At 50.8% G+C, this 11598-nt stretch carries 11 protein-coding genes; 5 read left to right on the forward strand and 6 right to left on the reverse strand.

The window, feature by feature from the left end; all coding sequences use genetic code 11:
• The first annotated feature begins 218 nt into the window (after nt 1-218).
• Entirely contained in the window at nt 219-2909 is a 2691-nt protein-coding gene (glnE, locus tag HMPREF2726_RS03635; protein ID WP_070602220.1) for a bifunctional [glutamate--ammonia ligase]-adenylyl-L-tyrosine phosphorylase/[glutamate--ammonia-ligase] adenylyltransferase, read from the forward strand.
• A 162-nt stretch (nt 2910-3071) separates the two neighbouring features.
• Here the strand turns inward: glnE and HMPREF2726_RS12850 are convergent, their stop codons facing one another.
• On the reverse strand, nt 3072-3275 hold the full coding sequence (locus tag HMPREF2726_RS12850) for a hypothetical protein (RefSeq protein WP_094113066.1): 204 nt from the start codon (nt 3273-3275) through the stop codon (nt 3072-3074).
• Nucleotides 3276-3343: 68 nt separating this feature from the next.
• Here HMPREF2726_RS12850 and HMPREF2726_RS14630 point away from each other — a divergent pair, with 68 nt between their 5' ends.
• Nucleotides 3344-4408, forward strand: a complete 1065-nt coding sequence (locus HMPREF2726_RS14630) for a hypothetical protein (RefSeq protein WP_009312831.1) — start codon at nt 3344-3346, stop codon at nt 4406-4408.
• A gap of 257 nt (nt 4409-4665) precedes the next feature.
• Here the strand turns inward: HMPREF2726_RS14630 and lptB are convergent, their stop codons facing one another.
• From lptB to HMPREF2726_RS03665, 5 genes are all read right to left on the reverse strand, one after another.
• The gene (gene lptB / locus HMPREF2726_RS03645; protein ID WP_003766063.1) at nt 4666-5400 is read right to left on the reverse strand and encodes an LPS export ABC transporter ATP-binding protein; all 735 of its coding nucleotides are present in this window, start codon (nt 5398-5400) and stop codon (nt 4666-4668) included.
• 93 nt (nt 5401-5493) lie between these two features.
• Nucleotides 5494-6024 carry a lipopolysaccharide transport periplasmic protein LptA gene (gene lptA / locus HMPREF2726_RS03650; protein WP_003766057.1) on the reverse strand — a complete coding sequence of 177 codons (531 nt, stop codon included), beginning with the start codon at nt 6022-6024 and terminating at the stop codon, nt 5494-5496.
• Entirely contained in the window at nt 6005-6586 is a 582-nt protein-coding gene (lptC, locus tag HMPREF2726_RS03655) for an LPS export ABC transporter periplasmic protein LptC (RefSeq protein WP_009312830.1), read from the reverse strand. Before lptC ends, lptA begins: the two co-directional genes overlap by 20 nt.
• Entirely contained in the window at nt 6583-7119 is a 537-nt protein-coding gene (locus HMPREF2726_RS03660) for a KdsC family phosphatase (protein ID WP_009312828.1), read from the reverse strand. Before HMPREF2726_RS03660 ends, lptC begins: the two co-directional genes overlap by 4 nt.
• A gap of 77 nt (nt 7120-7196) precedes the next feature.
• Nucleotides 7197-8171: a KpsF/GutQ family sugar-phosphate isomerase gene (locus tag HMPREF2726_RS03665; protein WP_009312826.1), complete on the reverse strand. Its 975-nt coding sequence runs from the start codon at nt 8169-8171 to the stop codon at nt 7197-7199.
• A gap of 239 nt (nt 8172-8410) precedes the next feature.
• On the opposite strand from HMPREF2726_RS03665, the gene tal reads away from it, so the two are divergent.
• From tal to HMPREF2726_RS03680, 3 genes are all read left to right on the forward strand, one after another.
• On the forward strand, nt 8411-9466 hold the full coding sequence (tal, locus tag HMPREF2726_RS03670; RefSeq protein ID WP_070602222.1) for a transaldolase: 1056 nt from the start codon (nt 8411-8413) through the stop codon (nt 9464-9466).
• An 872-nt stretch (nt 9467-10338) separates the two neighbouring features.
• Complete coding sequence (locus HMPREF2726_RS03675) at nt 10339-10881, forward strand: pilin (RefSeq protein WP_049226040.1); 543 nt, start codon at nt 10339-10341, stop codon at nt 10879-10881.
• A 115-nt stretch (nt 10882-10996) separates the two neighbouring features.
• Nucleotides 10997-11554, forward strand: a complete 558-nt coding sequence (locus HMPREF2726_RS03680) for a pilin (protein ID WP_283118696.1) — start codon at nt 10997-10999, stop codon at nt 11552-11554.
• Nucleotides 11555-11598 lie beyond the last annotated feature (44 nt).

An 11598-nucleotide genomic window follows, 5' to 3' on the forward strand; every position in this document is an offset into this window, starting at 1 on the left:
AACGCCGTACTGGTTTAAAATTAATCCACTATAACAAACTTCCCATGCCGTAAAACACACACCCGCTCATACGCCTGAGTTCTGCTGTTTCAGACGACCTCCAAGATTGCTATGATATAGTGGCTTGACTTTAAACCGGTACGGCATTGCCTCACCTTGTCCTGATTTAAAGTGAATCCACTCTAACATTCCCGTCATCCTTCCAAACGGAATCCAAAATGTCCGACAACCGCCTCGACACCGCCCGCCGCCATTCCCTGTTCCTCGCCCGCCAGCTCGACAACGGCAAACTCAAGTCTGAAATTTTCCTGCCTATGTTGGACAAGGTGTTGACCGAAGCGGATTTCCAAGCCTTTGCCGACTGGGAAAAAATCCGCGCGGAAGAAAACGAGGAAGAATTGGCTCGGCAGTTGCGCGAGTTGCGCCGTTATGTCGTGTCGCAGATTATCGTGCGCGATATAAACCGCATCAGCGATTTGAACGAAGTAACCCGCACGATTACGCTGTTTGCCGATTTTGCCGTCAATACCGCGCTGGATTTCGCCTACGCCTATTATCGGGACATGTACGGCACGCCGATCGGGCGTTATACGAAATCGCCGCAGCATTTGAGCGTGGTGGCGATGGGCAAGGCGGGCGGCTATGAGTTGAACGTGTCTTCTGACATCGATTTGATTTTCGTCTATCCCGAATCGGGCGACACCGACGGCAGGCGCGAACGGGGCAATCAGGAGTTTTTCACCAAAGTCGGGCAGAAACTGATTGCGCTGCTGAACGACATTACCGCCGACGGGCAAGTGTTCCGCGTCGATATGCGGCTGCGGCCGGACGGCGATTCGGGCGCGCTGGTATTGAGCGAAACCGCGCTGGAGCAATACCTGATTACGCAGGGGCGCGAATGGGAACGCTACGCGTGGTGCAAAGGCCGCGTGGTTACGCCGTATCCGAACGACATCAAATCGCTGGTGCGCCCTTTCGTATTCCGCAAATATCTGGATTACAGCGCGTATGAGGCGATGCGCAACCTGCACCGCCAAATCCGCAGCGAAGTCAGCAAAAAAGGCATGGCGGACAACATCAAACTCGGCGCGGGCGGCATCCGCGAAGTCGAATTTATCGCCCAGATTTTCCAAATGATACGCGGCGGCCAAATGCGCGCGCTGCAACTGAAAGGCACGCAGGAAACGCTGAAAAAACTTGCCGAGCTGGGCATCATGCCGTCTGAAAATGTCGAAACCCTACTTGCCGCCTACCGCTTCCTGCGCGACGTCGAACACCGCCTGCAATACTGGGACGACCAGCAAACCCAAACCCTGCCCGCCTCGCCCGAACAGCAGCAACTGCTTGCCGAAAGCATGGGTTTCGACAGCTACGCCGCCTTTTCAGACGACCTCAACGTTCATCGTAACAAGGTCAATCAGTTGTTCAACGAAATTTTGAGCGAACCCGAAGAGCAAACCCCCGACAACAGCGAATGGCAGTGGGTATGGCAAGAAAAGCCCGACGAAGAAGAGCGGCAAGGCCGTCTGAAAGAACACGGGTTCGATGCCGAAACCATCGCCGCAAGGCTTGACCAAATCCGGCACGGCCATAAATACCGCCACCTCTCCGCACACGCCCAGCCGCGTTTTGACGCCATTGTGCCGCTGTTCGTACAGGCGGCGGCCGAGCAAACCAACCCGACCGATACGTTGATGCGGCTGTTTGACTTCCTCGAAAACATCAGCCGCCGTTCCGCCTATCTCGCCTTCCTCAACGAACATCCGCAAACCCTGGCGCAGCTGGCGCAGATTATGAGCCAAAGCTCATGGGTGGCGGCGTATCTGAGCAAATATCCGATTCTGCTGGACGAACTCATCAGCGCGCAGCTTTTGGATACCGCGTTCGACTGGCAAGCCCTCGCCGCCGCCCTTTCAGACGACCTCAAAGCCTGCGGCGGCGACACCGAAGCGCAAATGGACACCCTGCGCCGCTTCCAACACGCCCAAGTCTTCCGCCTTGCCGTCCAAGACCTCGCCGGACTGTGGACGGTAGAATCCCTTTCCGACCAACTTTCAGCCCTCGCCGACACCATCCTCGCCGCCGCCCTGCCGTGCGCGTGGGCGGACATGCCCAAAAAACACCGCGACACCCCGCAATTCGCCGTCGTCGGCTATGGCAAACTCGGCGGCAAAGAACTCGGCTACGCCTCCGACCTCGACTTGGTCTATCTTTACGACGACCCCCATCCCGACGCAGGCGACGTGTACAGCCGCCTCGCCCGCCGCCTGACCAACTGGCTTTCCGCCGCCACCGGCGCAGGCAGTCTCTACGAAACCGACCTGCGCCTGCGCCCCAACGGCGACGCCGGCTTCCTCGCCCACAGCATCGCCGCCTTCGAAAAATACCAGCGCGAAAACGCATGGACATGGGAACACCAGTCCCTCACCCGCGCCCGCTTCATCTGCGGCACACCCGAAATTCAGACGGCCTTCGACCGCATCCGTACCGAAATCCTCACCGCCGAGCGCGACCAAACCGCCTTGGCAGGCGAAATCATCGAAATGCGTGAAAAAATGTTCCCCACCCATCCGCCGGTTGACAGCAACGTCAAATACGCACGCGGCGGCGTGGTCGACGTCGAATTTATCGTCCAATATCTGATACTTGCCCATGCCCGAAAATATCCGCAACTCCTCGACAACTACGGCAACATCGCCCTCTTGAACATCGCCGCCGACTGCGGCCTCATCGGCAAAACCCTCGCCAAACAAAGCCGCACCGCCTACCGCTTCTACCGCCAGCAGCAACACAACACCAAACTGCGCGACGCGGAAAAAACCGAAGTAACCGACGAATTGCTGGCACATTACGGCAATGTCAGGAAATTGTGGCGGGAAGTGTTTGGGGAAGAAGCGAAGCTCGGATAAAGCAGGTATTACGAAAATTGACTGACTCATTAGCCGCGTAGTGTGGGTTCTACCTGCGAATCACTGCAAACCCGTAACGTGGGCTTCGCCCACGAACCAAACCCAAAATTTCAGACGACCTCTTTTACCCACCATTATCGTGGGCAAAGCTCACGCTACCATCTACGCCATCAAAACAAAAGGCCGTCTGAGAACGGGAGGAGCAATTTTTGCCGAAACCTCCGCCGTCATTCCCGCACAGGCGGGAATCCAGAAGTTTGAGGTCGCAGCAGCCTTGAAATGTTCCTGAAATGCCAAGGTCTGGATTCCCTCCTGCGCGGGAATGACGGCATTAAATAATCGGCAGTTTGCAAATAGGTCGTTCAAATTAAGTGATTCGATTCTTATCTTTAGAATCCGAAAAGATTAATCAGCAAAAATAGGAAAGGGACAAAATGGGATTTTTTAGCGAGTTACATGATGATTTGTTGCAGGTTAAAAAGAAAATTGCCCAAGTGAATGAGTCAATATTGTCAGAACAGGAGCGCGAACAGTATGAATTGATTACGGTGGTAGCGTCATCGATGATTGATAATCCTGAGTTATGGGAAGAACAATGTTTATTCAATATTCATTATATAGGTGAAAATTTTAAAAGTCTGATCAAAAATTTTCTTTTTGATTTTTCAGATAACAATTTGTTATATCTTTATGGCTATATTGTAAGGTTTTTAGGTGAATTGAATTTAAGCTTTCAGCAAAAAGAATATAGTTTCAATCCTGGAAATTCATTATTTTCAATAATCAAGGGATTAAATAAAAAAATGTTCTATTCGGGAGGAAAACATCCTGAAGAACTTTGTTATGCTTTTTATAAGATGCCGATAGACATATTATGTTTCTATATAGGTAACCAAGGCTTTAAGACATTCTTTGAATTTGATGAAAGGAAAAATGCCTTAGAAACATCAATTACAAAATATCGGGATGAAATTCAACAAAAAATAGATGAAGTAAATGTACTCAAAGATAAATTAGACGAATACAAAACAGCATTCAACTTTGTCGGCTTGTCCCAAGGATTTGAAAATCTATTGAACCAAAAAAATCGGGCAAAATGGCTGACGTTTGCTGTATTGATACTTTTATCGATTATCACGCTTGCTCCATTATGTTTCAGTTTCTATAAAAAATTCATCGTAAATATAGATATTTCATGGCAATCCATGCTACCCATTATCGGCTTGGAATTTGTTTTAATCTATTTCTTCAGAGTGGTTTTAACTCATTACCATTCGATACAGACCCAAATCATGCAGTTGGAACTGCGGCAGTCGTTATGCCAATTTATCCAAAGTTACGCTGAGTACGCAAAAGAAATCAAAACTGATGATAAAGATGCGTTAGAAAAATTCGAAAATCTGATTTTCAGCAGTATTCTGTCCAACCCTGATAAAGTGCCGGGTACATTCGATGGTGTGGAAGGGTTAACGTCTTTGTTGAAAGAATTGAAGAAATAAAATTAAGGTCGTCTGAAATCCTAATTGGTTTTCAAACGGCTTTCTTGGGCGAAGTCCACGCTACAAGTTTCTGTCAACGTAGGCGATGTAGGTTGGGTTTAGACCCAACAAAAGCCGTTGAATCTTCTGTGGTGTTCAGTTTCAACCCAACCTACCCGAAAGGTCGTCTGAAAACGTTTTCAGACGACCTTTCTGACGCTTTGTTATTTTAAAACCGCACAATTGATTGTGCGGTTTGTCATGGTCAGTATTTGAAATCAATATTTGAAGTTTTCGCCGAGATAGACGGAGCGGACTTGTTCGTTGTTGACCAAGTCGTCGGGCTTTCCGGAGGCGAGGACGGTGCCGTCGCTGATGATGTAGGCTCTGTCGCAGATGCTGAGGGTTTCGCGTACGTTGTGGTCGGTAATGAGTACGCCGATGCCGCGCGATTTGAGGAAGTCGATGATTTTTTGGATGTCGATGACGGCGATAGGGTCAACGCCGGCGAAGGGTTCGTCCAAGAGGATGAAGCGCGGCTGCATGGCGAGTACGCGGGCGATTTCGACGCGTCGGCGTTCGCCGCCGGACAGGGAGGGGGCAGGGTTGTGGCGCAGGTGGCCGATGTTGAGGTCGGCAAGCAGTTTTTCGACTTCGCCGTCGATGCGGCTTTTGTCTTTGGTGCTGATTTCTAAAATGGCGCGGATGTTTTGTTCGACGGTCATTTTGCGAAAAATCGAGGCTTCTTGGGGCAGGTAGCCGACGCCGAGGCGGGCGCGTTCGTGTATGGGCAGGTGGCGCAGTTCTTGTCCGTCGAGGGTAACGCTGCCTGCATCGGCAGCGATGAGTCCGACAATCATGTAGAAGCTGGTGGTTTTGCCTGCGCCGTTGGGGCCGAGCAGGCCGATGACTTCGCCGCTTTCGATTTCGAGGGAGAAGCTTTTGACGACTTGGCGTTTTTTGAAACTTTTTTGCAGGTTTTGAACGACGAGGCGGCTGGTGTTTTCGCTCATAAATGACTCTTGGTTCGGAGGTCGTCTGAAAATGTTATTTGGGGTTTTTGCTGCGTTGGTTTTTAGACGACCTTTTGTGTTGTCAGATATTGGTTATTTGGTTTTTTGGGTGCTGGACGGCTGGATGACGACGCTGACCCTGCCGGATTTGGCGGCGGATTTGGCACCTGATTTCGAGCTGCCGTTGATGGTATAGACTTCGGTTTTGGTGTTGTAGGTGATGACTGCGCCTTCGGCAACGTCGCCGCCGCGTTGGACTTTGGCGTTGCCGGTCAGGGTAACGAGGTTGATGGCGGAGGAGTAGGTTACGTTGTTGGCTTGTCCGTTAACCGTGCCTTTGTTGTCGTCGAGCGTCTGGCTGAAGCGGACGGGCGAGCCGCTGGCTTTCATAAACTGTTCGCCTTTGTCGTTGCGGGAGACGTTGACGCTGCCGGCGCGGATGTTGAGCGTGCCTTGTTTGATGATGACGTTGCCGGTGAAGGTGGTGCTTTGGTTGTTTTGGTCGAGCGAGCCTTGGTCGGCTTCAATCTGTATCGGCTGCTTGCTGTCGCTTTGCAGGGCGTAGGCTGGGGCGGTGGCGAAAAATGCGGTTAAAACACATGCCTTACATATTTTTTGTATCATAAATCGTGGCTTTCACTCTGGATGGGAAGTTCAACAAACCTTTTTTGTGGTCATACGTCAGACCTTCGGCGTTGCCGCTCGATTCGCCGTATTGGAAGGTAACGGGCGTGTCGGTTTGGGCGTATTGCGATTCGGTGTCGACGTGTAGGAGATCGGTTTTGACGACGCCTGCCTGCCGCTTGGCATCGGCGGCTTTGGTCAGGACGACGTTGTGTTTGAACAGGAGTTGTTTGGTTTGGGTGTTGTACACGGCTTCGTCGCTGCCGACGTCGTAAAGCCGGCTGCCTTCTTGGAAGAAGACGAGGTGCGGCAGCTCGAAATGGACGTCGTTGCTTTCGGGAAATTGTTTCGCCCCTCTTGCGCTCAGATGCTCTTTCAGACGACCTTGTTCGTCAAACCGCCGCCCGTCTATGCCGTCCATCGTGTATTGCGGCTGGTTGGGGTTGAGTTTGACTTCTTCAATGTCGATTTCGCTGATACGCCCCAGCCATGCCGACAATCCGCCGAGCGCGACCGCCAGCACCAAAGGGAATGCAATTCCGTACCGCCATCTTACTTTCATTTGATGTACTCGTTCAAAGCCGCGCCCAGCGTACCTTTCGCGCGCATAATCAGGTCGCACACTTCGCGCACCGCGCCCGCGCCGCCCGCGTGTTTCGTAATATAAGCGGCGTGTTGCAGCGCAAACCAATGCGCGTCGGGGACGGCAACCGGCAATCCGCAGCGCACCATCACCGGCAAATCGACCACGTCATCGCCGACAAAGGCGCACTCGCCTTCTTCTACGCCCGCTTTCGCACGCAATTCTTCATAGGCGGCGTGTTTGTCCGAAATGCCTTTGAAGTAGTAATTTATGCCCAACTGTTTGACGCGGATGCCGACGGAGGGCGCGTCCCGACCTGTGATAACCGCAGTCTGCACGCCGCTTGCCTGAAGCATCTTCAAGCCGTGTCCGTCCAGGGTGTGGAACGATTTGATTTCTTCGCCGTCGTCGCGGATAAAGATGCGGCCGTCGGTCAAAACGCCGTCCACATCCAATATCAGCAGCTTGATATGCGCCGCGCGCTGTTGCAGCTCGGGGTCTAAGGTTTGCATAGTGTTTCCTTGCGGATTGCCAGGTTTCAGACGACCTATTCTAACATAAAGGTCGTCTGAAAACGGTTAGCCCGCCTTTACACAATCCGCGCCATCAGTAAATCGTGCATATTCAGCGCGCCGGTCAGCACGCCGTCGGCGTCGGTTACCAAAAGCCCGTTCACATGGTTTGCCTGCATGACTTTGAGGGCTTCGGTGGCAAGGCGTTCGGCGGGGATGGTTTTGGGGGAAGGATGCATGATTTCATCGACGGTCAGCCCGTCAAAACGGTCACGCTGTTGGAACAGGCGGCGCAAATCGCCGTCGGTAAACACGCCTTTCAGACGACCTTGATCGTCCGTTACCGCCAGCATGCCCAAGCCTTTTTCACTCATGCTGACGATGGCTTCTTTCAAGGGCGTGCCGAGTCGAACGGCGGGCAGCGCGTCGTCTTGGTGCATGATGTCCGCAACGCGTAGAAGCAGTCGTTTGCCAAGGCTGCCGGCGGGGTGGCTCAAGGCGAAATCGTCGGGCGTGAACGCGCGCGCGCGCAGCAGGACGACTGCCAATGCGTCGCCCAAAGCCATGACGGCGGTGGTGCTGGTAGTCGGGGCAAGTCCCAGCGGGCAGGCTTCTTTGGAAACTGACGCCGTGATGTGGATGTCGGCATGGCTCGCCATGGTCGAATCGGGGCGGGCGGTAATGCAGATGAGGGTAATGTTTTTGCGTTTGAGCGCAGGGATGATGGCGGCAATTTCGTCGCTTTCGCCGGAATTGGAAATTGCGACGACGACGTCGTTGTCCACAATCATGCCCAAATCGCCGTGTGCCGCTTCCGCAGGATGGACGAAAAACGCGGGTGTGCCGGTCGAAGCCATAGTCGCCGCTATTTTGCGCCCGATATGTCCCGACTTGCCCATGCCCGTGATGACGACCCTGCCTTTGCAGTGCAGCAGCGCGTCTGCCGCGTGGACGAAGTTTTCGTCCAGTTCCGCCGCAATTTCACGCAAGCCTTCCGCTTCGGTGTGCAACACTTCGCGCGCCCAATCGAGATATTGACCGTTTCCTGCCATAAATTTACGCCTTTTTGTGTTCGTTTTATAGTGGATTAACTTTAAACCAGTACGGCGTTGCCTCGCCTTGTCGTACTATTTGTACTGTCTGCGGCTTCGTCGCCTTGTCCTGATTTAGTTAAGCCACTATAGTATTGTTTTGGACATTGTTAAATGCCCTAATAATCTATCCAAATTTGCCGAATAGGGGTAGCATTACCGCCTGCTTCGCAAATAACCTATATTTAAAGGAATCAGAGATGACTATTTTATCGGACGTTAAAGCATTAGGACAACAAATCTGGCTGGACAACCTTTCCCGCTCGCTCGTGCAAAGCGGCGAATTGGCGCAAATGCTGAAACAAGGCGTGTGCGGCGTCACTTCCAATCCCGCCATCTTCCAAAAAGCCTTCGCCGGCGACGCGCTTTACGCCGATGAAGTCGCCGCCCTCAAACAACAAGACCTCAGCCCCAAACAACGCTACGAAACCATGGCGATTGCCGACGTACAGGCAGCCTGCGACGTTTGCTTTGCCGAACACGAATCCACTGGCGGCAAAACCGGTTTCGTCAGCCTCGAAGTTTCTCCCGAGCTTGCCAAAGACGCTCAAGGCACGGTAGAAGAAGCCCGCCGCCTCCATGCCGCCATCGCGCGTAAAAACGCCATGATTAAAGTCCCCGCCACCGACGCAGGAATCGAAGCACTCGAAACCCTCATCGCCGACGGCATCAGCGTGAACCTGACCCTGCTGTTTTCACGCGCCCAAACCCTCAAAGCCTACGCAGCCTACGCGCGCGGCATCGCCAAACGCTTGACAGCCGGACAAAGCGTTGCCCATATCCAAGCCGTCGCCAGCTTCTTCATCTCACGTGTGGACAGCGCGCTTGACGCCACGCTGCCCGACCACCTCAAAGGCAAAATCGCCATCGCCCTTGCCAAAGCCGCCTACCAAGACTGGGCGCAATACTTCGGCAGCCCCGAATTTGCCGCGCTGGAAGCCAAAGGCGCAAACCGCGTGCAACTCTTATGGGCATCCACAGGCGTCAAAAATCCCGCCTATCCCGACACGCTCTACGTTGACAGCCTGATCGGCGCGCACACCGTCAACACCGTCCCCGATGCCACCCTCAAAGCCTTCATCGACCACGGTACAGCCAAATCCACGCTGACCGAAGGCGTAGAAGAAGCACAAGCGCAGCTTGCCGAAACCGCCGCACTCGGCATAGACGTAGAAACCCTCGCCAACCGCCTACAGGAAGACGGTTTGAAACAGTTTGAAGAAGCCTTCGACAAACTGCTCGCCCCGCTGGCTTGATTGTCAAAAATCAAATCAGCCTTAGCAACCCAGTTCCTACGCTTTGTCTATAAACAAGCTCAAAAGGTCGTCTGAAAACCTCAATTCGAGATTTCAGACGACCTTTTGCCGTTTCCATCATCTATATAGATTCAAATAAATGCCAAACATCATCACAGTGATTATTTCAATACTGGCAGAATCTGCCAAAAATAATGTGCAAAATCGAAAAAGGGCAGGACGGGTATCCCTATCGGTTATCCCCTTTTTAGAAGAGGCTTCGAGCGCTGAAAACAACCATTCAAAATTAAATTAATTTCCATAAATTCCTATTTAGAATTACCGTTTATCCTAAACAAATACCGAATATCAAAACATCATATTAAAAATATTATATAAATCAATTTATTAAAAATATCTAAATTTCAAGAATACCGTTTATCTAAAAAATAATACCGCTTGTCTAAATATTCAAATATTATTAAAAACGGCTTTCAAAAGTGACGAAACACGGCACGTGACACAAAACGTCTTCTTCACTTCCCCCAAAAAAATCAAAAAATGACAAAACACGTCATATCGCAGAAACAATCCTACGTCATAAAAAAGCCCAAATCTGCCCGAGAAATCCTTCAAAACAAATTTAAATCTATTAAAAACATAAAATTACAAAATATTTTCACAAAAAATCCAAAAAAATCCAGACTTGGCACATCCCCTGCTTGATACATTACGTCCGGCAAGGGGAACGAAGCAACGAAGCCCGAACCGGGAAGCTGTATATTCCTTCTACTTGATGGTTTTACTCATAAACAAGCAGTGCCAAACACATTACGGATTTTTTAACAACAAACATTTTTATTCACAACACTTTTTTAACTGGAGTTTATTAAATGAAAGCAATCCAAAAAGGTTTCACCCTGATCGAATTGATGATCGTAATCGCAATTATCGGTATTCTGGCCGCCATCGCCCTGCCTGCTTACCAAGACTACACCGTACGCTCCCGCGTAAGTGAAGGTTTGAGCTTAGCTGAATCTGCCAAACAAGCTATTGCTACCGAAGGTTCTGCATCAGCTGCCGACCTGACTCGTGTTGTCAATACTTGGAATGCGCAAAATAATAATACTGGTGCAAACTCTAAATATGTTGACAGTATTTTGATGACTAATGGAACAGGCGTAATTACTATTACCTATAATACTGGTAATGTTGGTGTGGGAACTGGAGAAAACACCATTACATTGACTCCATGGGTGCGTAGTGGTGCAGCAGGTGCGGGTGAAAATTTGCAAACTGCTATTCAGAACGGTCGTACTGGTGCTTTGGACTGGGCTTGTGCGTCTAACACTAACGTAACTGCAACAGAGGCAGGTATGACACCAGGTGCTGCTGGTACTCTGCAAGCCAAATATGCGCCTGCACAATGCCGCTAATCTAATCAATAAGAAACACCCGCTGCGGCGGGTGTTTTTCTATCAAACAAAATAATTTTCAGTCGGATTCATCTTTCGGAGTCATTTTTTCAAGCTTTAAAAAGGGGGGGATATTGTGTCTTTACAAGTAAAACATACAAAAAATAGAGGTTTTACCTTGATTGAGCTGATGGTGGTCATCGCTATTATCGGCATTTTGGCGGCAATTGCCCTACCCGCCTATCAGAATTACACCGTTCGAGCCCGCATTTCGGAAGGATTGATGTTGGTCGTCCCTTTTAAGAATGAAATCGTTGTGGACGGGCGGACATCGGTTGCCGATTTGCGCAATACTATTACAGAAATGAATACACGTAATGGCAATACAGGTGTAAACAGTAAATATGTAGATTCTATACAAGGCGATCCGACAAGCGGTGTGATTACCATTACTTATAATGCTGCAGCCGTGGGTTTAGATAACAATGCCAATACTTTGGTCTTGACACCTTTTGTCCCTAGAACAACAGGAGGTGGTTTCGATACTTTGCCGCAAGCCTTTACCTCCGCCAATATGGGCGTGGTGCAATGGGCATGTTCATCCGATACCCATGCAACTGCAGACCATTATGGCCTGACTCCCGTCACACCAGGAACGCTGCCTGCTCAATTTGCACCATCCGAATGCCGCTAAGACGTAGCAACTGAGACCTTTGCAAAATTCCCCAAAATCCCCTA

Source organism: Neisseria sp. HMSC074B07 (assembly GCF_001810355.1).
Classification (GTDB): Bacteria; Pseudomonadota; Gammaproteobacteria; order Burkholderiales; family Neisseriaceae; genus Neisseria.

What these genes read in the sequence shown, in the direction of transcription:
- HMPREF2726_RS03660 (WP_009312828.1), bottom strand. Translation starts at nt 7,119, where the DNA reads ATGCAAACCTTAGACCCCGAGCTGCAACAGCGCGCGGCGCATATCAAG.
- tal (WP_070602222.1), top strand. Translation starts at nt 8,411, where the DNA reads ATGACTATTTTATCGGACGTTAAAGCATTAGGACAACAAATCTGGCTG.
- lptC (WP_009312830.1), bottom strand. Translation starts at nt 6,586, where the DNA reads ATGAAAGTAAGATGGCGGTACGGAATTGCATTCCCTTTGGTGCTGGCG.
- HMPREF2726_RS03675 (WP_049226040.1), top strand. Translation starts at nt 10,339, where the DNA reads ATGAAAGCAATCCAAAAAGGTTTCACCCTGATCGAATTGATGATCGTA.
- lptB (WP_003766063.1), bottom strand. Translation starts at nt 5,400, where the DNA reads ATGAGCGAAAACACCAGCCGCCTCGTCGTTCAAAACCTGCAAAAAAGT.
- glnE (WP_070602220.1), top strand. Translation starts at nt 219, where the DNA reads ATGTCCGACAACCGCCTCGACACCGCCCGCCGCCATTCCCTGTTCCTC.
- HMPREF2726_RS03665 (WP_009312826.1), bottom strand. Translation starts at nt 8,171, where the DNA reads ATGGCAGGAAACGGTCAATATCTCGATTGGGCGCGCGAAGTGTTGCAC.
- HMPREF2726_RS14630 (WP_009312831.1), top strand. Translation starts at nt 3,344, where the DNA reads ATGGGATTTTTTAGCGAGTTACATGATGATTTGTTGCAGGTTAAAAAG.
- lptA (WP_003766057.1), bottom strand. Translation starts at nt 6,024, where the DNA reads ATGATACAAAAAATATGTAAGGCATGTGTTTTAACCGCATTTTTCGCC.